The organism is Caldithrix abyssi DSM 13497 (genome assembly GCF_001886815.1).
GTDB classification, from domain to species: domain Bacteria; phylum Calditrichota; class Calditrichia; order Calditrichales; family Calditrichaceae; genus Caldithrix; species Caldithrix abyssi.
Genome location: NZ_CP018099.1, coordinates 743,702 through 763,895, shown reverse-complemented (window position 1 = coordinate 763,895; position 20,194 = coordinate 743,702). Strand labels below are relative to the sequence as shown.

Sequence of the window (20,194 nt, the reverse complement as noted above, 5' to 3'; positions counted from 1 at the left end):
CGACCGTCAGCTTGTTTTTTGTCGCATGTTCCGTGAGGGAGCGGGACAACGTTTTTGATCCGCAAAACAAGCTGGATTCCCTGGATATCCCCCTCACTTTGACTACTGCAGACTCCCTGATCTCCTTTTACTGGAACCCGCCGTCCGGCATCGAATTCACCGGATTCCACATCTACCGTAAGGTGAGCGGCCAGAATCATTTTACGAGTCGGGCCGTTTTACCGCCCACGCAATCTTCCTTTACCGATACCTCTTTGAGCTTTGATGTGCTTCACTCCTATTATCTGACCCTGATTGGTCGTTCTTTAGAATCGCCTCCCACCAGAGTTTTAAACACTGTGCCCGGCCCCGGAAAAATCTGGTTATTAGATCGCTGGGATGAATACTTTTACAAATATTCTTACGGCCTAAGACACCGTTTGTTGACCCATTACGCCATCTGGATTCCGGAAGGTCTGGCCCTGAATCGGTCCGATCGTCAGGTTCTGGTTACGTATCCGCTCTTCCACTACGCCGAGTTGCTCGACTCCGAAAGCGGCGCGCTTTTAGCAGCCATCGAAAATATCCGATATCCTTACGCCTGCGCCTATCATCCCGCACAAAAAGCCTTCTGGATTACCGATTCAACCGGCTCCTTATATCGATTTTCCGCAAGCGGCTCACAGGAGGCCGAGTTAATCGACGATGGATTAAAAAAACCGCTAACCATTGTCATCGATGCTTCAGGGAATGTCTATGTGCTGGATTTTCGATTAAATCGGATTGTGATTTATGATCAAAATGGAAACCAGACTAACGTCATCGACGACTACGAACGGTTGATTTTTTTAGCAGGCAACCAGGGGGGCACGCATCTTTACTTTATTAATCAGAGCCAGACGGGCAACGAAGTTTACAGGTATTCCGTTCTTTCCGGGGATGCGGAAAAAGTGTACAGCGGCCAGGGCGCTGCCATTGTGCGTGAAAATCCACAAGATCAGGCCCTCTGGCTGGCAGAAAATATGGACAATGTCGCCAGAATTTTGCAACTTTCTCCCTCAGGTGTACGTCTTACAACACTGGATGGTTTTAAACATATTGAAGATATTGCCATTAATCCTTATAATGGCAATGTGGTAGTAGCAGACAGCCGATTACACCAATTGATTCATCTAAAGCCTGATGGCAGGGTAATCGGCAAAATTAGTGATGCGCCTTTTCCATACAGGATTGTGATTGAATGAGAAAACAATTAACCAAACACTTACTATTAGTTATCATTTTAGGGGCCTCGGGGCTTTCTTTTCTATTTGATTTAATCGGGCTCAAAAACTTAGGCGTCTTTAATTTTTTAGGGTACGTGCACGAAGGGCTTAGTGTTTTTATAATCTGGCTTATTTACATCTACCTGAAAACACTGAACATTTTTAATATCAAAAATGTTCAGCACAACCTCAAAATCATTGTTCTTAACCTGTTAAGCGTTTACGCGGTGATCTCCCTTTTAAAATTTATTTTTAAACCGGAGTTCGTGACCATCGATTTTCCGCCGCAAACGGACGATTTGCAAACCATTGTCTATTCCAATTTTGTTTCGATGATCGGACTTTTTTCCATGGTTGGTTTCATCCTCAATCTGCGAAATTTAATCTTTTATAAACAAAAAAAAACGCACCAAACTTTATTTTTACGCCAGCATGTTTTTTCTGATTCTGACCGCTATTTTAACCAGCGTGCTAAAAAGTCCCCTGGACCTGTCGTTTAGAGGCGCTTCCGTTTACAATAATTTCACGTTTGTGATAACGCTAATTTTTTTGTTTTTGTTATCGCTGCGCAATAGCTGGATTACCTATTTAACCAGAAAAGAAAAATTTTACTACACCTTTTTTGCCTTTATGTTTTTATGGGGCGTCTCTTACCTTTTCGATTTTGCTTACGAATTGCCGGTGGCCTACCACAGCCTGGTTCATGCGGTTTTCATTAACGGCAGCTGGTTTTTCCTTTTTTTTTACACGTTAACCTGTTCCATTTATCTATTATTGCAACTGCCCACTGCGCGCATTTTTGAACGCAAAATGCAGGAAGTGAAAAGCTTACAAAATCTGACGCGCGCGATTTCGGTAGAATTGGACACCTCCAGGCTTACCAGCTTAATTACCAACCTGATTATTGAGGTTACCGATTCACATGTTAGCTGGATCGAGCTGTACCAACCAGCCGCCGACTCCTTTCACGTGGTCGCCACTAAAAATCTTTCGGTACAGGATGCGACCAAACTGGAAAGAGGCGCTCTGCAAAAATTGAGCGGCCAGATCCTAAAAGAGCGGAAATCGCTGGTGCTGAACGAACTCACATCGGATCAGAAGAAAACTTACTTTCACGGCTTCAGAACCAAAATAGCTTCGCTGGTGGTCACGCCCATAATTGGCGTTAACGATCAGTTCTTTGGTCTGCTTTACGCGGCAAAATCCACCAGCTTTGGCTTTGATCCGGATGATGTCAATCTATTGGAAGCCTTCGCCAATCAGGTGGCCATTGCCCTGGAAAACGCCGACCTGTTACAAAAGTCGTTTGAACGCGAACGGCTGGAACAGGAGCTAAAAATCGCGCGTGAAGTTCAACTGCGTTTGCTGCCCCAGACGCGCCCCAGCCTTGCAGGCTACCAGCTTACCACCGAAACCATTGCCGCTTATGAGGTTGGCGGAGATTACTTCGACTTTATTCCGCGTCATGATCAGAATCAAATGGGCATTGTCATAGGAGATGTCAGCGGCAAGGGCACCTCGGCTGCTTTTTACATGGCCGAAGTCAAGGGAATCATTCAGTCTGTCGCCCAACAACTGCATTCGCCTTATGATATTTTATGCCACACAAACAAAGTGCTTTCCGAAAGTCTGGAAAAAAAGTCGTTCATCACGCTCGCTTTTGCCGTACTCGATTTTAAAGCGCACGCCCTCACATTTGCGCGCGCCGGTCACTGTCCCATTTTCCATTATAAGGCTCAAAGCAAGCAGGTTGTTTATCACCAACCCGAGGGCATTGCCGTGGGCCTGGATCGCGGCCCGATCTTTAATAAAATATTAGAAGAACAAATCGTCTCTCTGGAAAAAGGCGATGTGGTCGTTTTTTACACCGACGGCCTTTCAGAAGCCATGAACGTCAAACTGGAAGAATATACAGAAAATCGCATGGCTCACATTCTAAAACAATACGCAGATCAGTCTGTAGAAACCATAAAGAAACATCTTATTTCCGATGTTTTTGAGTTCATCGGCGAGCATCATCTTCATGATGATTTAACCTTAATTATTTTGAAAAGAATGGAATAAGCGGGAGGCAATACATGAAAGGTTTTCAGGTTACACGAACAGACAAAAACGATATTTCGGTGCTCTATGTCGCCGGCTTTCTGGATGCGCACACCGTTCCTCAGTTCGAAAGCGCACTGAACCAGTTAATCGAAGAAAGGCGCTACAAAATTGTGGTCAATTTCAAAGACCTGGATTACATCAGCAGCGCAGGTCTGGGCGTTTTTATGGGCTTTATCGAAGAGGTGCGCAGCAATCAGGGCGATATTAAACTGTGCAACCTTTCCGAACGGGTGTACAAGGTATTTGATTTACTGGGATTTCCGGCGCTGTTTGAAATTTTTGACGACGAGGCGCAGGCCATTAAAAGTTTTTAATTCAGGCAACTTTTTTAAATTATTTACGAAACTAAAGATATGAGCAAAAAAGAAAAACATAAGCGACAAAGATTTCGCCTGCAAATTACAGCCTCGACCGATAATTTGCAGACGATCCGCCATTTTATCCATGAACTGGTACAGAAAGCCGGATTTAGCGCGGAACAAATCGATCAGATCGAGCTGGCCGTGGACGAAGCCTGCACCAATGTCATCAAGCACGCTTACCGCTTTGACGCCACCAAACCGATCGATCTGGAAATAATTATTGACGATCAAAAGGCGGAAATCATTGTTACCGATTACGGAAGCGGTTTTGATCCTGAAAAGCTACCCGAGCCCGATTTAAATCATTCTCTGAAAAAAGGGCGCGCCGGCGGGCTTGGCATTCACCTGATGAAAAAGGTGATGGATGATGTGCGATTTAACATCACGCCCGGCAAAAAAACCAAAGTACATTTGATTAAATTTAAAAATAAAAGGTAAAAGCCCATGAAAGCCACCTATTTAAGCAGCTTTCGGGAACGCCATAAAAGCGAACTGGAAACCAAAGAAGCGGACAAACGCCTGCTGGAACTCTCTTCCCTGTTCGAATTGAGTCAGCTGCTTAATTCTTCATTAGACCTGCGCAGCATATTAGACAACGTGCTCCTTATTCCCATGGGACGAATGCTCATCAGTAGAGGATTGGCTTTAATTAAAGAAGATAAACGTTTTAAGGTTTTGAACTTTAAGGGGCTTCCCAGAGACTGGGCCGGGAAAACGCTCCATATTGCCAATGCCCCTACGGAACCGCTTTTGCTCTCCACGCTCACCTCAAACGAAGCCTGGATTCATCTTTTTAAAGAAGCCAAAATCGAACTCCTGCTGCCCATTCTGTCCAAAAACCAAATTAAGGGGTTAATCGGCTTCGGCAGCAAGTTAACCCATCAGCCTTATTCCAGCGATGAAATCGATTTTCTGTTTTCCATTTGCAATATTGCCGGTCAGGCCATCGAAAATGCCCTGATTATTGCGGAATTGAAAAAGGTTAATCGCTCGCTCGATGAAAAAATTCAGGAACTAAAAACACTTTTTGAAATCGGCAAGGAGCTGAATCAGATATTTGAAGAAGAGCTGATTTTAAAACAACTATCCTTTTCTTTGATGGGACAGATGCTGGTGAACCAATTTTTTGTGGTTCAAAAAAAGGAGAACGGCTGGCAGGTGGTCTTTCGCAAAGGCTCGCACTTTCCTGAAGATTGCTGTCAGGCCGTGCTAAACGACTGCGATCGCCTGGCCAGGATTGATCACCCTTTGCTGGTGAATGAGTCTGAGGATTTTCGCCACCTGCTGGATTTCAATATTCACCTGGTTGTTCCTATGGAGATTAAAAACGCCATCGGCGGCTTCATCTTTTTAGGCGCGCGCATGGATCAAAAACCTTACGAGCCTTTACAACTGGAATTTGTGTCCACTCTGGCTAATATTGCCATGATCTCTCTTGAAAACTCGCGTCTCATCCAGGAAACCATCGAAAAGGAGCGCATGGAAGAAGAATTGAGTATTGCCAGAGACATTCAAAATCGCTTACTCCCCCGCTCCTTTCCTGAAATCAGCGGTCTGGATATCCACGGTCTGAACATTCCCAGCAAACAGGTGGGCGGCGATTATTTCGATATCCTTCCGCTAAGCGACGGGCAGATCATTTTAACCATCGCCGATGTTTCTGGCAAGGGCATGCCCGCCTCGCTTTTAATGTCCAATCTACAGGCCGGATTGCACACGTTGTACGCCGAACGCTACTCTCTGGCGCAAATAACGCAGAAGCTCAATCAACTGATCTACAAAAATACTTCTATTGAACATTTCATTACCTTTTTTATTTTAAAATTGAACCCGCAAACAGGCGCCTTTGAATATGTGAATGCCGGCCACAATCCGCCCTTTTTAATCACACCGGACGGAAAGCTTGAACAATTAACGGAAGGTGGTTTGCTTTTAGGCGTTGTTCCCGAGGCCAGCTACGAAGCGGGCGCTGGATTGCTGCCAGCCGGCGCACTGATTACCATGTACACCGACGGGGTTACCGAATGCATGAATATCGCCGACGAAGAGTTCGGCGAAAAGAGACTGCAAGAAATTCTTCGCTACAACGGCGCTCAACTTTCTGCCCGTGCGTTAAATGAGCGCATCGTCGAACGTTTAAATCAATTTGCCCGCCAGATGCCACAGAGCGATGATATTACCCTGCTAACGGTTAAAAGGAAGGGGAAGGTAGAAGGTTAAGAGTTGATTGGTTGATTGGTCGATTGACTGAATGGTTATTTTAAAAATCCCGAAAGGATAAAAGGATTATAGCCCGCCGTTTCAACGGCGGGAATCCAAAACGCACCATCGCCTGGTCATCCCGGATGGAACCAGAGGGAAACCGTTTCAACGGTTTACACGATTGAACAACGTAACGCCATCCTCCATTAATAGGCCCTTCCCTTTCACAGGAAAAGCTTATTGCCCGTGGCAGAAATCCTGAACAACGTTTGAAAAAAATCGCCCATCGGCCACGTCCCCTCACCCAAACTTTTATTCTGGAAGAGGGAGAATGAGGGGATGAGGGCTACCCCCTAGAAACATTTAAAAAATTTGTTACTTTTCTCCCGATTTTCGTATTTTGTCTAAAAATTTTAATAGGAGAAACTAATGCTTAAACGAATCTGGCCCTTGTTTTTTTGTCTTTTCCTTCCCTTATCTGCGCAACAAATCACCCTTCAATCGCCTTCTGGCATTTTAAAAGTAAATTTCATTTTAGACCAGGGACGCCCTTACTATCAGGTTTACCGTTTTAACGAAATCCTGATCGATTCTTCAAGGCTGGGCTTTGTATTAAAAAACCAACCGCCATTAGACGCCAATTTTAAAATAACCGATCTGACAACAGATAGCGTTGATCAAACCTGGGAACAGGTATGGGGCGAAGCAGCAAAAATTCTCAACCACTACAACCAACTAATCGTCCGCCTCCAGGAGAAATCCGGCCTTCAACGCCGCCTTAACATTGTATTTCGCGTTTATGATGATGGCATTGGCTTCCGTTATCAACTGCCGGATCAAAAAAACTTAAAACAATTCGCAATTATGGACGAACGCACCGAGTTTAACTTTACGCACGATTATAGCGCCTGGTGGATTAAAGCCTACCAGTGGAATCGTTACGAATATCTTTACCAGAACAGCCCGCTAAGTCAAATCGATACGGTTCACACACCTTTTACCATGGAAGGTAATGACGGCCTGGCCATCAGCATACATGAGGCCAGTTTAACCGATTTTGCCAGCATGACCCTGGCTCGAACAGGTCGGTACAAATTAGAAGCCGATCTGGTGCCCTGGTCCGACGGCGTAAAAGTTAAAGCTCAAACGCCCATGATAAGTCCCTGGCGCACCATTCAAATTGCTGAAACACCAGGCGATCTAATTACTTCTTACTTAATTTTGAATCTCAATGAGCCCAATAAATTAAAAGATGTTTCCTGGATTAAGCCGGGTAAATATGTGGGCATCTGGTGGGAAATGCACATTGGAAAATCTACCTGGAGTTCCGGCCCTAAACACGGAGCGACCACGGAAAACACCAAAAAATACATCGATTTTGCTGCTAAATACGGATTTGACGGCGTACTGGTGGAAGGCTGGAATACGGGATGGGATGGCGACTGGATTAAAAACGGCGAAAAATTCAACTTTACCACGCCCTATCCCGATTTCGACATCAAACAACTTACCGCCTACGCCCGTAAAAAAGGCGTTCAGCTAATCGGTCACAATGAAACCGGCGGCAGCGTTCTAAATTACGAAGCCCAAATGGAAGACGCCTTCCGCTTTTACCAGAAACTGGGCATTCATATCGTAAAAACCGGCTACGTTGCCCACGGAAGAGAGATCAAACGAATCGATGAAAACGGTCAGGTGCAGTACGAAATGCACCACGGTCAATTTATGGTTCGCCACTATCGCAAAGTCGTGGAAACCGCCGCCAGATATCACATTATGCTTGATGTTCACGAGCCGATTAAGGACACAGGCATTCGTCGCACCTATCCCAATATGATGACACGCGAAGGGGCGCGGGGCCAGGAGTTTAACGCCTGGAGCGCAGACGGCGGGAATCCTCCGGAACATACCGTCATTCTGCCCTTTACTCGTTTACTGGCTGGACCAATGGATTTTACGCCCGGCATTTTTGACATCATGCTCAGTCAGTACCGACCAAATAATCGCGTCAACACCACTCTGGCCAAACAGTTAGCTCTGTATGTGATCATTTTTAGCCCCCTGCAAATGGCGGCCGATCTGCCGGAAAATTACGAAGCCCATCGCGATGCGTTTCAGTTCATTATCGATGTGCCGGTGGACTGGGAAGAAACCAGAGTTTTGCATGCGCGTATTGGCGATTACGTTACCATCGTGCGTAAGGATCGTCACAGCGACGAATGGTACCTTGGTTCAATCACCGATGAACATGGTCGAATTTTGAAAGCCCCGTTATATTTTCTGGATCAAAACCGTAAGTATATGGCAGAAATCTATCGGGACGGTGATCACGCAGACTGGCAAAGCGCTCCGCTCGATTATTTTATTGAGAAAAAGATTGTTGACGCTAATACTGTTCTTACTCTACGCCTGGCGCCCGGCGGCGGTACGGCCATTCGCTTTTATCCGATTGAAAAATGATGAGAATCAGCGTCTTTTTTGATTGATAGATCGGTGGAATGAATGACCGGAAATCCCCGGAAGGATAATATGATCTTTTCCCGCTTATTGCCCGTGCCAGAAACCCTGAACACCGTCGGGAAAAATCGCCCATCGGCCACGTCCCCTCACCCAGACTTTTATTCTGGAAGAGGGAGAATGAGGGGATGAGGGCTACCCAGGAAAATGGACGCCAACGTTGGTGACGAAATAAGTGTAAGAGTTGATTGGTCAATCGGCTGAATGGTTTATTTTAAAAATCCCGAAGGGATGAAATGATTATAGTCAATCGGTTGATTGGTTATTTTAAAAATCCCGAAGGGATGACATGATTATAGCCGATCGGATGAATGGTTTGTTTTAAAAATCCCGAAGGGATGACATGATTATAGCCGATCAGATGAATGGTTATTTTAAAAATCCCGAAGGGATGACATGATTATAGCCGATCGGTTGAATGGTTTGTTTTAAAAATCCCGAAGGGATGACATGATTATAGCCGATCGGTTGAATGGTTTGTTTTAAAAATCCCGAAGGGATGACATGATTATAGCCGATCAGATGAATGGTTATTTTAAAAATCCCGAAGGGATGAAATGATTATAGCCAATCGGATGAATGGTTTGTTTTAAAAATCCCGAAGGGATGACATGATTATAGCCGATCAGATGAATGGTTATTTTAAAAATCCCGAAGGGATGACATGATTATAGCCCACCGTTTCAACGGTTTACACGATTGAACAACGGGACAACATCCTCCATTAATAGGCCCTTTACTTTCACGCCGAACGCTTATTGCCCGTGCCAGAAATCCTGAACACCGACGGGAAAAATCCCCCATCGGCCACGTCCCCTCACCCAGACTTTTATTCTGGGAAAGGGATAGTAGTTTTCACCCAGTGGAAGCACCCAGCGCAGGCACCCAGTGCGGGCAACCAGTGCAAGTAAGGATTTTTTTTAAGACTGGTCCTTATCCCGCCAGTGAGGCTGTTGCAAATTCAGTTTGAGTAAAATTCAAAAAATTTGTAAATTCTGGGCGACAGATAAAACAAGTAATAACAAAGGAATTCCATGAGTTTTATTACTTATAATCGCTCACAAATGAATCTCTTTGGCTATAGTGTGGAAGATTTTGCCAGAGACGATCCAAAGAGTCGATTTGTAGTGGAGTTGGTTTCGCGCCTTGATTTAAGTGCACTTTATTCCCGTTATAGTTCACAAGGCGGTGATTCTTATGCCCCAGACATGATGCTTGCCTTATGGTTTTATGCTTATAGTAACGGCATTACCAGCACCCGTAAGCTGGAGGAATTGTGTAAATATGATACGCGCTACATTTATATCACTGGGAATCAGCATCCGGATCATAGTACATTAAGTCGTTTTCGCAAGGCACATTTGGATTTATTAGACCAATATTTTGTAGAGATACTTTTAATTGCCCAGGCCGAAGGCATAAGTAGTTTCAACCAGATAGCCATAGATGGCACGAAAATCAAAGCGCACAGCAGTAAGCGTCATGGCTACACTGAGGATCAATTAGACAAACGTATAGAGAAGTTAAGAGCAGAGATCAAGCAATACATGCAGCGCTGTAATTTTGTAGAACAGGGGGCCACGGATGAATTAGATTTAGAAACTCTTCGAGCGGAGAAAGAACGGCTTGAGCGCTTAGAGAAAGAGATATTAGAACGTAAAGCCCAATTGAAAGAGCGTAAGAAACAGCTCAAATCAGAACATCGTTCAAGACATCAAATAAATGTAAAAGAGCCGGATGCCCGCATGATGCCTTCGGTGGATGGGCCGGGTTATAACGCACAATTAGGCGTAGATATGTCCAGTCATTTAATTGTAGCCCATGAAGTGGTAAGCCAGCCCAACGACCAGGGTCAATTCATACCGATCCAAGAACAAGTAGAGAAGAATCTTGGTTCAGATGATAAGCGATCTTACACGGCCGATTCCGGTTATCACAATAGCACAGACCTAAAAGAATTGGAAGAAAAGCAGATTGATGCCGTAATAGCCGATCCCCAGTTATCCAATCGTTCGATAAAGGAGACACCGACCTCCAAGGAAGAATTGCAAAAAGAAGAAAGAAAACTAAAACGAAGTGATTTTGTGTATCATGAACAGGGAGATTACTATGAATGTCCGGCGGGTAAGAAGCTTTTTCCAGTTGAGAGGAATAGCGAACGGATCGTATATCGTTCCAATGATTGTCAGGACTGTCCCTTAATTAATTTATGCATTTCCAGTAAAAAGAAAGTTAAGCAAATCCATCGTTCAGTTAATGAGAGTTATTGCGAACGTATGGCGAAAAAGTTACAAACTTCAGCGGCGCAGGAACGACTAAAAAAGCGTTCGGTGACAGTTGAACCTGTTTTTGGTAACTTGAAGCATAATTTAGGCTATCGTGGATTTTCCTTATCTGGTCTTAATAATGTTCGTAGTGAATTTACGTTAATGTGTATTGGGCATAATATTAATGTTCTATTTAAAAATATGTTAGGGAAACGTTTAGCAGCGTTTATAACAGCATCACAAGAAAAAGATGATCTATTAATTTTATTTTCAAAGAATATTTTGGCGTTTTTAATTCTATATTTTGCCCAACGCTTAAGAATGAGAAAAAATTATCAATATCGGAGAATATAAGCATTAATTCCTCCCCCCCATGCAACAGCCTCCAGTGCTGGAACAGGAATGACACCCGGCGACCATTCAACCATTCAACCATTCAACCAATCCAGCCATGGAGGCTGTTGCAAATTCAGTTTGAGTAAAATTCAAAAAATTTGTAAATTCTGGGCGACAGATAAAACAAGTAATAACAAAGGAATTCCATGAGTTTTATTACTTATAATCGCTCACAAATGAATCTCTTTGGCTATAGTGTGGAAGATTTTGCCAGAGACGATCCAAAGAGTCGATTTGTAGTGGAGTTGGTTTCGCGCCTTGATTTAAGTGCACTTTATTCCCGTTATAGTTCACAAGGCGGTGATTCTTATGCCCCAGACATGATGCTTGCCTTATGGTTTTATGCTTATAGTAACGGCATTACCAGCACCCGTAAGCTGGAGGAATTGTGTAAATATGATACGCGCTACATTTATATCACTGGGAATCAGCATCCGGATCATAGTACATTAAGTCGTTTTCGCAAGGCACATTTGGATTTATTAGACCAATATTTTGTAGAGATACTTTTAATTGCCCAGGCCGAAGGCATAAGTAGTTTCAACCAGATAGCCATAGATGGCACGAAAATCAAAGCGCACAGCAGTAAGCGTCATGGCTACACTGAGGATCAATTAGACAAACGTATAGAGAAGTTAAGAGCAGAGATCAAGCAATACATGCAGCGCTGTAATTTTGTAGAACAGGGGGCCACGGATGAATTAGATTTAGAAACTCTTCGAGCGGAGAAAGAACGGCTTGAGCGCTTAGAGAAAGAGATATTAGAACGTAAAGCCCAATTGAAAGAGCGTAAGAAACAGCTCAAATCAGAACATCGTTCAAGACATCAAATAAATGTAAAAGAGCCGGATGCCCGCATGATGCCTTCGGTGGATGGGCCGGGTTATAACGCACAATTAGGCGTAGATATGTCCAGTCATTTAATTGTAGCCCATGAAGTGGTAAGCCAGCCCAACGACCAGGGTCAATTCATACCGATCCAAGAACAAGTAGAGAAGAATCTTGGTTCAGATGATAAGCGATCTTACACGGCCGATTCCGGTTATCACAATAGCACAGACCTAAAAGAATTGGAAGAAAAGCAGATTGATGCCGTAATAGCCGATCCCCAGTTATCCAATCGTTCGATAAAGGAGACACCGACCTCCAAGGAAGAATTGCAAAAAGAAGAAAGAAAACTAAAACGAAGTGATTTTGTGTATCATGAACAGGGAGATTACTATGAATGTCCGGCGGGTAAGAAGCTTTTTCCAGTTGAGAGGAATAGCGAACGGATCGTATATCGTTCCAATGATTGTCAGGACTGTCCCTTAATTAATTTATGCATTTCCAGTAAAAAGAAAGTTAAGCAAATCCATCGTTCAGTTAATGAGAGTTATTGCGAACGTATGGCGAAAAAGTTACAAACTTCAGCGGCGCAGGAACGACTAAAAAAGCGTTCGGTGACAGTTGAACCTGTTTTTGGTAACTTGAAGCATAATTTAGGCTATCGTGGATTTTCCTTATCTGGTCTTAATAATGTTCGTAGTGAATTTACGTTAATGTGTATTGGGCATAATATTAATGTTCTATTTAAAAATATGTTAGGGAAACGTTTAGCAGCGTTTATAACAGCATCACAAGAAAAAGATGATCTATTAATTTTATTTTCAAAGAATATTTTGGCGTTTTTAATTCTATATTTTGCCCAACGCTTAAGAATGAGAAAAAATTATCAATATCGGAGAATATAAGCATTAATTCCTCCCCCCCATGCAACAGCCTCCATGGCGGGATAGATGCTACGAAGGCAGTATTCTAATAAAGCAAATAAGGCTGACGCTGTTTCTGAAAGGCCTCGCCTTCTTTTTCCCACTGCTCAAAAAGAACATCCAGTTGTTCGCCCTTTTCAATAGCCAGGCGAACAGCATCGGTTCCGCACAAACGATCAAAATGCCCTACACGCCAGGCAAAGTGATCGGGATATAAATCGTGCAAAGCTTTAATCACTAAAACGCCCGTTTTAAAAGAGCGAAAGGCGTTACGATCGGTAACGCGCAAACGAACCCCGTAACAACGCTGATTCTCAAACTTGGGGTGAACTGCCTTTCCTGGAATGGATTGCGGCTTAAAAATAGTTGAATCAAACTGCACGCCCGGCAAATTTAAAGCGCGCAATTCTTTTAATAAAACAGCAGTCTTTATCCATGGCGCGCCAAATTGCAAAAAGGGCATTTCCGTTCCCCTCCCTTCGGAAACATTGGTGCCCTCCAGCAAACACATTCCCGGATAAACCGTAGCCGTTGCCAGGTCGGGCATGTTGGGCGACGGGGCAATGAATTTTAGGCCGGTTTGATCGTACCACATGGAACGTTGCCAGTTTTTCATAGGAACGATCCGCAGCTTCGCTCTAACGCCGTTTTTTAGCCAGCCCTGTTCATTAAACAACGTGGCCAGTTCGCCCGCCGTCATCCCGTGACGCACCGGAATAGGGAAAAGCCCCACAAACGAAGCAAACGCAGTGTCCAATAACGGCCCTTCGATCGCCTCTCCGTTAATGGGATTAGGACGATCCAGAACTACAAAAGGAATATTTTGCTCCGCGGCAGCTTCCATGGCCAGGGCCATGGTCCAGATGTATGTGTAAAAACGAGCGCCGATATCCTGAATGTCGAAGATTAAAACATCAATATTGGCCAGCATCTCCGGCGTTGGTTTTACGTCCTTTCCGTAAAGACTGTAAATGGGAATAGAATCCAGCAACGAGTGCTCATCGATTTTTTTACCGGCCGCGTAATTGCCTCTAAAACCGTGTTCCGGTCCGAACAGCGCTTTGATTTTTGCGCCAGGAATGTTCTGAAACACGTTAAGGATAAATTCGCCCCGACTGTTAAACGCGGTGTGGTTGGCAATAATGCCCAGATTTTTATTTTCAAAAAGATGCTGGTATTCCGTGACACGATCCAGACCGATTACGACCGTTTGTTTGGATTTTCCCTGACAACTGGCCAGAGTCAGTAAAATGAATAAGATAGGTAAAAATGGCTTCATTGTTGTTCTCCCGTGATTTAAAAGTGCAGGTTGCGATCTTCCAGCTTTTGCATTAGGGTTCGAATGGTAGAGGGAGCATGGCCCTGATAGCGATTATTAGAATAAACGTACACCTCCAGTTCTTTTTCTAAAAACTGTTCGATCCGTTCGGCCCACCAGTTTAAATCGTGTTCCCGGTTTACACGCACATGCGTAAAATCATCCGGAATTTGTTTACGATTGCCCAGAAGTCGCACAATAGTGAAAGGGGCGGTCAACTTTACAACGCGCGGCATGTAGTACAAATCGTTTAAAACCAGGGCAACACCGCGCTCTTTCAGCATGCCGTAAAATTGTTCATTGTGCCAGCGCCGGTTTCTGATTTCCACGGCCAGCTTTGCCTGCCCGGCGTGTTCAGCCAGAAAGTCATCCAGCGCACGAAAATAATCTCCAAAATTAAATTTGTAATCAAATTGCAAGATGAGAGGCCCCCGTTTTTGTTTAAGACCGGTCGTCGTTTCCAGAAAGGCCTCCCATTCAGCTCTGCAATTTTGTAAGCGCTTTTCGTGCGTTATGATTTGCGGAACCTTTAAGGTGAAAATAAAATCTTCCGGGGTTTGAGCAAACCAGTTCTCAACCGTTGTGAGTCGGGGAATCCCGTAAAAAGTAGAGTCAACCTCTACCGAATTGAAATGCCGGCTGTAGTGATTGAGGTATTGAGCCGGCTTTATCTGCTCCGGATAAAAACCCCCTTTCCAATCCCTGTACGACCAGCCAGAAGTTCCGATGTAGAGCCTGTAACGCCGCACAAACGCTCCCCTTTACAACTGTTTTAAACGATAACCTTTTTTGCGCAAAAGTTCCACCAGGCCCTCTGTCCCGACCAGATGCCCGGCGCCAACAACCACCAGATAGTTACGATCATCCCGCAAAAACCGTTCGACTTGTTTAAACCAGGCTTGATTCCGTTTGATGAGTAAAAAGACTCCGATCTCCGGGAAGTCCTTAAAACTGGCGTTCAATAGCGAATCCAGCGCACGGGTATTCCCGCTTTGCCAGGCGTTGATCAGCTCCGGAATCGTTGCCTCGGAACGTTCGATGTCTTCGATGGTCTGTAAAATCAACTCGTCCGCATTGATTTCGGAGAGTTTTTCCATCAACCCCATCTGAAAGGCGACGCTCTCCAGGGATTGCACAGGCCTGGCTTCTTCTTTGACCTTCCGGGCGTAGTAAAATTCGATGCCCAGCTCCGCCTTAAATCCTAATCGCGCCATGTTCAACTGGTTTAAGGTGAGCGCTACCAGCCAGGGCTTCATTTTCAGGTACAGCTCAGTCGGCTGCCCCAATTCTTCAAAAGTTTTCTTCAACTTTGTAAAAACGGAGTCGGACAACACGTTTTTTAAAGTTCGATCGCCCGTCAGCAGCCCTTTTTGCAGAAATTTGGAAACTACTGCTGGCGAGCTAAGGCTGTCCAGATCGGCTTCAAAAACCACAACGGCGCTTTGGTCGTAAACAGAATCGAACACAGAGGGAAGCGGATATTGATCTTCTGTAAGCAGATGAAAAGAGCCCACCAGAAAGACTTTGTTTTGTTTGCCGATAACTTCCCAGATGGAGTGCTGCGGCCCCGCAAAAAGGATATTAACAAATAATAGAACGGCCAGCAGACCAAAAAGATTTTTTTTCATGACGCGCCTTTCAAATTCCGCGGTAGGCCAGTTCCACTTTAATGCAGGCGTCCATTACCACCTGCAGACCGGCGTCCAGAGCCAGCCGCGCCGCTTCCTCATTGGCCACGCCCAATTGCATCCAGATCACTCTGGCGCCCACTTCAATTGCTTCTTCCACAATGGGCAGCACAAATTCAGGCCGACGGAAGATATTAACAATTTCGATGGGTCCGGGAACGGCCTTCAATGAAGGATAGCAGGGCGCGTCCAGCACCTTCTCCAGCTTCGGATTCACCGGAAAAACGGTAAAGCCGCGATTTAAAAGATAACGCGTAATATCGTAGCTGGGGCGGTAGGGCTTATCCGATACGCCAACCACTGCAACCCTGCGGTAGTTTTGTAAAATTTGATCGATATCTTTATTGACCTTTTGCCAGATGTCTTGCATAATTCTCCTCTTTAAACTGGTTTAACCATTTCTTTCCCCTTTGCCCATTCGACGGGTTTAAAACACCCGTTAATCAGGCGCACTTTTTGCAGGCCGCCGATTTGAGACAGGGCCCGTTCCATGTTTGTAAAGTCAAAGCCCACCTGGCCGGGTGCGTGCGCGTCAGACCCCATGACCACCGGAAGCTGATACTCAGCCAATAACGGCCAGATAGTTTGGTGCGGATAGGGCTCGCCGATTTCCTTACGCAAGCCGGACGTGTTAATCTCAACCGCCATTTGCTGTCTTGCCGCCAGTTGCAAAAGCTCTCTGACTTCCGATTCATTATGGTCGAGCAGGCGGGCTTCGTCGCGCTTGATCAAATCCAGATGACCAAGCACATTAAACAGTCCGGTTTGAATGCCGCGCATGATGGCCTGCAAATAATCTGAATAAATTTCGGCGATTGCGCGATCGGGAAAATAATAGCTGAAAGCCCAGTTGCCTTTGGGCCAGTGGCGAACAAAATGTACGGAAAGAATAATGATTTCAAACGGATGGCGGCTGAGAAACGCATCTAAAAAATCTTCGAAGCCGTCATAAAAATCGGCCTCAATGCCCGTTAAAATGGATATTTCAGGATAGCGAACGCGTAATTTTTCTATCGAATTCAAATAGTCATCGATTTGCCGCAATTCCATACGGTGCGCAAGATCGAACGCTTGCGGCAGTGGAATATGATCGGTGAAGGCAATCTCCTTAAAGCCTTTTTCAATGGCCTGTTCCACGTACTCTTCCATCTCGCCGGTGGCATGCTTACAGAGTTTTGTGTGTATGTGATAATCAAGTTTCATAGTTCTCCAGTAGCTTTTTAAGTTTTTCACGCTGTAAAATTTCAAACTGCGGATTTTCCAGCAGCTTCAAAGACAGCAGCCGGTACAATGGTGCGTCATGCGGTCGCTTATTCTCTTTTAAAATGGAAAAATGTTGGTGGATTGTGCCTTCATCGCCCCGTTGCAGGGGGCCGCTCAGAATTCTGGAAAGCGGCTGTTCATTTAAATTCTGTCCCACACGCCGGATTAACGGCCCAAGCAGTTGGTTTAAATCGCCTTCGGTCAGTTGGGCGTCTTTTAAAATTTGCTCCGCCCAACTGTAAAGAGCAACCTGGAAATTAGCGGCGATGGTTGCGGCCAGGTGAAGCTGACGTTTTTGTCGGATGTTGATGGGAACGATTTTACTACCAAAAGACTGCAGGATCGTTTGTAAATAAGTGAAAAGCGGCGAATCGCCTTGAAAGGTACAAACAATGCCCCGCCAGATTTCCGGTGGTAAAAACAGGCGGGTGAAAGATTGCAATGGATGCAGGCTGCCGATGATAGCGCCCCCGGATTTTAAAGGCTGCAAAAGATCGGCCGTTTTGCTGCCGGAGGTGTGAAAAATCCTCTCCGCCTTTAACGAACGGGCGCTTAGTTGCCCCACAACCTCTTCAATCCGATCGTCAGGCGTACAGATGGCCAGCAAATCAAAATGGGCTTCGGGCAATGCAGCCAGATCATTAAAAAAGGAATCAGCGCCTAAAAAGGGCGCCCATTCCTTATTAAAACGCTTAATGGTGTCTACAACAAAAACCCTTTCAAAACCGGCGGCAACCAGCAGATTGAACAGGCTGCTGCCCACTTTTCCACAGCCAATTACCAGGGCGTTTTGCATGGCGATCCTTTAAACATCAAACCTGAAGCGGTCATTAATCGAATTTGTCTTCCTCAAGGTTCTGTCCAATGTATTTGTCCTTCGGGAAGAAACGCATGTAAACGATATCGCTAAAGGTAATGGCTTCTTTTGAATAAGGGTTGATATTTAACTCGTAAAAAGTGTCGTCAATAAAATGCGATGCTTCTTTCCAGGAGCTCATGGCGTTCAATCGATCAATAAACTCATTATATGTTTTTTCATCTTTGCGGAAGAGTTTTTTGATGATCTTTTTACGCGTGCGTCCCTTGATCATGGTGTGTAAATCTTGCAACGGGCCTTCGCCTGAAATTTGGCGGGCCAGGTGATCGGCCAGGTCGTCGGCTACTTTAGAAGTCTTTACCGGCTCAGGTTCGGGAGGCTGCTCGAGCATGGGCTCTTCCGCAGGCATCTGCGGTTCGACGGGCTGTTCTTCAACTTCGGGCTGCGGCTCGCTCTCCACAGGTTCTTCCACAATGGAAAAAGATTCCTCCTCGGCGCCTGGTTCTTCGGCAACAGTAAGCGGTTGTTCTTCGATTAGCTCACCGGACATGTCGGCCGCCGGCTCTTCGATCAATTCAAAATCTTTTTCGGGCGTCGTCATTTCTTCATGCTCAAGCTCTTCCTCTTCTTCTTCAAATTCTTCTTCGTCTTCTTCCTCTTCAATATCATCCGTTTCCAGTTCAGGCGCCCCTATTTTTTCACCTACTTTCTCCAGTTCCTCCACAGCGTCTGCGATTTGCTGTTCAAGAGGCGTTTCTCCCACTTCAATATCATCCACCTCAATACGCAGCTCTTCCTGCTCAATACTTTCGATGTCTTCAAAACGCAATTTTTCTGCGGGCGACTCAAGGGCTTCTTCAAAACGTCCAAAAAGAATGCTTTCAATTTCGTCAAAAGAGAACTCAGATAGTTGAATTTGCTGTTGAGCGTTTTCGAAGCGTTTTACCAGATCGTGCAGGTTGCGATCTTTTAAAGCGGCCAGCAAAACGTCTGCCGACAACGAGGTAACTTCTGTACCCCGCGCCTCGCTCAAAAAATTCATAATGGTCTTGATCACCTTTAAGGCCATTTCAACACGATTTTCGGCAAATACTTTTTCATCAATTTTGTTGATCAAAGTGACAAACTGATCTTGCGAAATCTCCTTCATGTACTTGTTATTAAAGTAATCGGAGATCGCTTCCTTGTAATATTCAAACTGAAAGAAATATTTCAGAGTGTCGTACACTTCGATGGTAGAAATGATATTGCTGTCTTTAAATAGAAATTGTGTTAGCGTCCGGTGCGGTTCAATCACAAAATTCATTTGCAGCTTAACGGCGCGCTCCAGTAATTGATTGAATTTGGGGATGGTGAAACGCGCAGTCTGTTTCAGGATGTCAAAGATACGGTCGATCAAAACGCGCACTTCCGGAAGGTCATAGTCAAAACGATCGCTGCTGGTAAATTTCTCTTCCTCTTCACGAATCCACAGTTCCACTTCCTGATCAAAAAAATGTTTGATGGACTGGGGAATGTCGAGCGTCATCAAATAAGCCAGAGGGATTTCGTTCATTTTTTGGTTGGCCAGAACTTTCTTGCGAATTCGTTCGATAAAAACATCCATTACGTCTTCTAACATGGAGACTTCCTCTTTTTTGTTTTTTCAAAAAAATAAAAGAATAACCCTTTTACTTCAAATCTAAATACGGTCAAAGAGTCTTTTACAATTTTCAATGAAACAATTCTTGTTACACATCACCCTTTTCTCATTGAATTGCAGGAAAACGGGAAAAGATTGTTTTAGCTTGAAATCAAAAAATTCCAGGCTAAAACCGCAAACTAATGTTTCTTATCGTCCGTTTAGACGAAAAAAATAAGTCCTAAATTCCCGGAACCAGTTGTATCCAAATTTTTCTGTTGCGCGGTCCGTCAAACTCACAAAAATAGATGCCCTGCCAGGTGCCCAGCTGCAATTGTCCGTTTTCTACGATAATGGTTTGCGAACTGCCAAAGAGCGATGATTTGATATGCGCCGCAGAATTGCCCTCAAAATGGTGATAACCGTCTTCGAATGGGATGACTTTGTTGATTTCGTACAAAATGTCTCTTTGAACGGTCGGGTCTGCATTTTCGTTAATGGTTACGGCGGCGGTGGTGTGCGGCACAAATATCACCGCCAGTCCATTTTGCAAACCGCTGTCGGTTACAGCCTTTTGAACCTGATGCGTGATGTCGATCATTTCTGTGCGGCTCGTGCTGCGAATATCCAGTTTTACCATGT

At 44.8% G+C, this 20,194-nt stretch carries 17 protein-coding genes; 9 read left to right on the top strand and 8 right to left on the bottom strand.

Annotation, left to right across the window (positions count from 1 at the left end):
- Positions 1–98: 98 nt before the first annotated feature.
- The 9 genes from Cabys_RS03000 to Cabys_RS02960 all read left to right on the top strand — a co-directional run bounded on the left by Cabys_RS03000 (position 99) and on the right by Cabys_RS02960 (position 12,827).
- Positions 99–1,223 carry an NHL repeat-containing protein gene (locus Cabys_RS03000; protein ID WP_169833691.1) on the top strand — a complete coding sequence of 375 codons (1,125 nt, stop codon included), beginning with the start codon at positions 99–101 and terminating at the stop codon, positions 1,221–1,223.
- Positions 1,220–1,744: a hypothetical protein gene (locus Cabys_RS02995; RefSeq protein WP_006928647.1), complete on the top strand. Its 525-nt coding sequence runs from the start codon at positions 1,220–1,222 to the stop codon at positions 1,742–1,744. Before Cabys_RS03000 ends, Cabys_RS02995 begins: the two co-directional genes overlap by 4 nt.
- The gene (locus Cabys_RS02990; RefSeq protein WP_044281153.1) at positions 1,677–3,308 is read left to right on the top strand and encodes a PP2C family protein-serine/threonine phosphatase; all 1,632 of its coding nucleotides are present in this window, start codon (positions 1,677–1,679) and stop codon (positions 3,306–3,308) included. The genes Cabys_RS02995 and Cabys_RS02990 overlap by 68 nt, the downstream gene beginning before the upstream one ends.
- Positions 3,309–3,322: 14 nt before the next feature.
- A complete protein-coding gene (locus Cabys_RS02985; protein ID WP_006928645.1) occupies positions 3,323–3,664 on the top strand; it encodes an STAS domain-containing protein in 342 nt (113 codons plus the stop codon).
- Positions 3,665–3,703: 39 nt separating this feature from the next.
- Positions 3,704–4,150: an ATP-binding protein gene (locus Cabys_RS02980; RefSeq protein WP_006928644.1), complete on the top strand. Its 447-nt coding sequence runs from the start codon at positions 3,704–3,706 to the stop codon at positions 4,148–4,150.
- Positions 4,151–4,156: 6 nt separating this feature from the next.
- Positions 4,157–5,932 (top strand): SpoIIE family protein phosphatase, encoded by a 1,776-nt coding sequence (locus tag Cabys_RS02975; RefSeq protein ID WP_006928643.1) that lies wholly within the window; start codon positions 4,157–4,159, stop codon positions 5,930–5,932.
- A 411-nt stretch (positions 5,933–6,343) separates the two neighbouring features.
- Positions 6,344–8,374, top strand: coding sequence for a glycoside hydrolase family 97 protein (locus Cabys_RS02970; protein ID WP_006928641.1), 2,031 nt, complete (start codon positions 6,344–6,346; stop codon positions 8,372–8,374).
- Between the two features lie 1,091 nt (positions 8,375–9,465).
- Entirely contained in the window at positions 9,466–11,052 is a 1,587-nt protein-coding gene (locus Cabys_RS02965) for an IS1182 family transposase (RefSeq protein ID WP_006927246.1), read from the top strand.
- A 188-nt stretch (positions 11,053–11,240) separates the two neighbouring features.
- Positions 11,241–12,827, top strand: coding sequence for an IS1182 family transposase (locus Cabys_RS02960; RefSeq protein ID WP_006927246.1), 1,587 nt, complete (start codon positions 11,241–11,243; stop codon positions 12,825–12,827).
- Between the two features lie 64 nt (positions 12,828–12,891).
- Here Cabys_RS02960 and Cabys_RS02955 read toward each other — a convergent pair whose 3' ends face one another.
- The 8 genes from Cabys_RS02955 to Cabys_RS02920 all read right to left on the bottom strand — a co-directional run bounded on the left by Cabys_RS02955 (position 12,892) and on the right by Cabys_RS02920 (position 20,192).
- The gene (locus tag Cabys_RS02955; RefSeq protein ID WP_006928639.1) at positions 12,892–14,124 is read right to left on the bottom strand and encodes an exo-beta-N-acetylmuramidase NamZ family protein; all 1,233 of its coding nucleotides are present in this window, start codon (positions 14,122–14,124) and stop codon (positions 12,892–12,894) included.
- A gap of 17 nt (positions 14,125–14,141) precedes the next feature.
- Positions 14,142–14,912 carry a DUF72 domain-containing protein gene (locus tag Cabys_RS02950; RefSeq protein ID WP_006928638.1) on the bottom strand — a complete coding sequence of 257 codons (771 nt, stop codon included), beginning with the start codon at positions 14,910–14,912 and terminating at the stop codon, positions 14,142–14,144.
- A 12-nt stretch (positions 14,913–14,924) separates the two neighbouring features.
- Positions 14,925–15,791, bottom strand: coding sequence for a TraB/GumN family protein (locus Cabys_RS02945; RefSeq protein ID WP_006928637.1), 867 nt, complete (start codon positions 15,789–15,791; stop codon positions 14,925–14,927).
- A 10-nt stretch (positions 15,792–15,801) separates the two neighbouring features.
- Entirely contained in the window at positions 15,802–16,221 is a 420-nt protein-coding gene (locus tag Cabys_RS02940; RefSeq protein ID WP_006928636.1) for a CoA-binding protein, read from the bottom strand.
- An 11-nt stretch (positions 16,222–16,232) separates the two neighbouring features.
- Complete coding sequence (hisJ, locus tag Cabys_RS02935; RefSeq protein WP_006928635.1) at positions 16,233–17,054, bottom strand: histidinol-phosphatase HisJ; 822 nt, start codon at positions 17,052–17,054, stop codon at positions 16,233–16,235.
- Complete coding sequence (locus Cabys_RS02930; protein WP_006928634.1) at positions 17,044–17,910, bottom strand: Rossmann-like and DUF2520 domain-containing protein; 867 nt, start codon at positions 17,908–17,910, stop codon at positions 17,044–17,046. Before Cabys_RS02930 ends, hisJ begins: the two co-directional genes overlap by 11 nt.
- A 34-nt stretch (positions 17,911–17,944) precedes the next feature.
- On the bottom strand, positions 17,945–19,552 hold the full coding sequence (locus Cabys_RS02925) for a hypothetical protein (RefSeq protein WP_006928633.1): 1,608 nt from the start codon (positions 19,550–19,552) through the stop codon (positions 17,945–17,947).
- A 241-nt stretch (positions 19,553–19,793) separates the two neighbouring features.
- Positions 19,794–20,192 carry a secondary thiamine-phosphate synthase enzyme YjbQ gene (locus tag Cabys_RS02920; RefSeq protein WP_006928632.1) on the bottom strand — a complete coding sequence of 133 codons (399 nt, stop codon included), beginning with the start codon at positions 20,190–20,192 and terminating at the stop codon, positions 19,794–19,796.
- Positions 20,193–20,194 lie beyond the last annotated feature (2 nt).

What these genes read in the sequence shown, in the direction of transcription:
- Cabys_RS02920 (WP_006928632.1), bottom strand. Translation starts at nt 20,192, where the DNA reads ATGGTAAAACTGGATATTCGCAGCACGAGCCGCACAGAAATGATCGAC.
- Cabys_RS02975 (WP_006928643.1), top strand. Translation starts at nt 4,157, where the DNA reads ATGAAAGCCACCTATTTAAGCAGCTTTCGGGAACGCCATAAAAGCGAA.
- Cabys_RS02955 (WP_006928639.1), bottom strand. Translation starts at nt 14,124, where the DNA reads ATGAAGCCATTTTTACCTATCTTATTCATTTTACTGACTCTGGCCAGT.
- hisJ (WP_006928635.1), bottom strand. Translation starts at nt 17,054, where the DNA reads ATGAAACTTGATTATCACATACACACAAAACTCTGTAAGCATGCCACC.
- Cabys_RS02990 (WP_044281153.1), top strand. Translation starts at nt 1,677, where the DNA reads ATGTTTTTTCTGATTCTGACCGCTATTTTAACCAGCGTGCTAAAAAGT.
- Cabys_RS02925 (WP_006928633.1), bottom strand. Translation starts at nt 19,552, where the DNA reads ATGTTAGAAGACGTAATGGATGTTTTTATCGAACGAATTCGCAAGAAA.
- Cabys_RS02945 (WP_006928637.1), bottom strand. Translation starts at nt 15,791, where the DNA reads ATGAAAAAAAATCTTTTTGGTCTGCTGGCCGTTCTATTATTTGTTAAT.
- Cabys_RS02930 (WP_006928634.1), bottom strand. Translation starts at nt 17,910, where the DNA reads ATGCAAAACGCCCTGGTAATTGGCTGTGGAAAAGTGGGCAGCAGCCTG.
- Cabys_RS02940 (WP_006928636.1), bottom strand. Translation starts at nt 16,221, where the DNA reads ATGCAAGACATCTGGCAAAAGGTCAATAAAGATATCGATCAAATTTTA.
- Cabys_RS02960 (WP_006927246.1), top strand. Translation starts at nt 11,241, where the DNA reads ATGAGTTTTATTACTTATAATCGCTCACAAATGAATCTCTTTGGCTAT.
- Cabys_RS02965 (WP_006927246.1), top strand. Translation starts at nt 9,466, where the DNA reads ATGAGTTTTATTACTTATAATCGCTCACAAATGAATCTCTTTGGCTAT.
- Cabys_RS02985 (WP_006928645.1), top strand. Translation starts at nt 3,323, where the DNA reads ATGAAAGGTTTTCAGGTTACACGAACAGACAAAAACGATATTTCGGTG.
- Cabys_RS02980 (WP_006928644.1), top strand. Translation starts at nt 3,704, where the DNA reads ATGAGCAAAAAAGAAAAACATAAGCGACAAAGATTTCGCCTGCAAATT.
- Cabys_RS02995 (WP_006928647.1), top strand. Translation starts at nt 1,220, where the DNA reads ATGAGAAAACAATTAACCAAACACTTACTATTAGTTATCATTTTAGGG.
- Cabys_RS02970 (WP_006928641.1), top strand. Translation starts at nt 6,344, where the DNA reads ATGCTTAAACGAATCTGGCCCTTGTTTTTTTGTCTTTTCCTTCCCTTA.